The organism is Winogradskya consettensis (assembly GCF_018332715.1).
GTDB classification, from domain to species: Bacteria; Actinomycetota; Actinomycetes; order Mycobacteriales; family Micromonosporaceae; genus Actinoplanes; species Actinoplanes consettensis.
This window is the reverse complement of record NZ_BOQP01000097.1, coordinates 1-622: the sequence shown is the minus strand read 5'-3', so window position 1 is coordinate 622 and position 622 is coordinate 1. Positions and strand designations below refer to the sequence as shown.

Here is a 622-nt window from a genome sequence, read left to right as displayed (position 1 = left end):
GCTCTCGCCGGGGGGCGCGGCCGCACCCTCGAGGAGGCTCTGCGGGACACGGCCTTCACCGTCACCGATGACGGAGCGGGAATCCGCATCGGCGGGCCGCGGCCGGACCGGGATCCTGACACGTTCCTCACCCACTACTCCGCCGAGCTGCCGGACGACACCGCGGTGTTCTTCCTGCCGCTCACCGACGGGATCGACGTCGCGGGTCCGGCCGTCGAGGATGCGGAGCTGGCCGTACGCAAAGCGGGCGCAGCCGGCTTCGAGGTGGAGACGCGGATCCTGCTGGAACCACCCGCGGGCCTGAGCACGGAACGGATCTGGGCCCTCGGTGCCGTCGCCACCAGCCCCAACGTGAAAATCGTCATCGATCGGGCGCGGGACGGATGGATCTTCGAGGTCGTCACTGCGCCGGCTGCGGTCTCGGTGCGCGAAACCGTCGGACGGGTCCCGGTCGACGACGCCATCGAGGACGCCCGTCGTGCGGTCCAGGCTCTCGCCGGGGGGCGCGGCCGCACCCTCGAGGAGGCTCTGCGGGACACGGCCTTCACCGTCACCGATGACGGAGCGGGAATCCGCATCGGCGGGCCGCGGCCGGACCGGGATCCGGACACGTTCCTCACCC

The 622-nt window shown here is 72.0% G+C and carries 1 protein-coding gene; it reads left to right on the top strand.

Features of this window, described 5'->3' with window-relative positions; genetic code table 11:
* On the top strand, positions 1 to 622 hold a 622-nt coding region (locus Aco04nite_RS48470; protein ID WP_213003921.1), incomplete at both ends, for a hypothetical protein.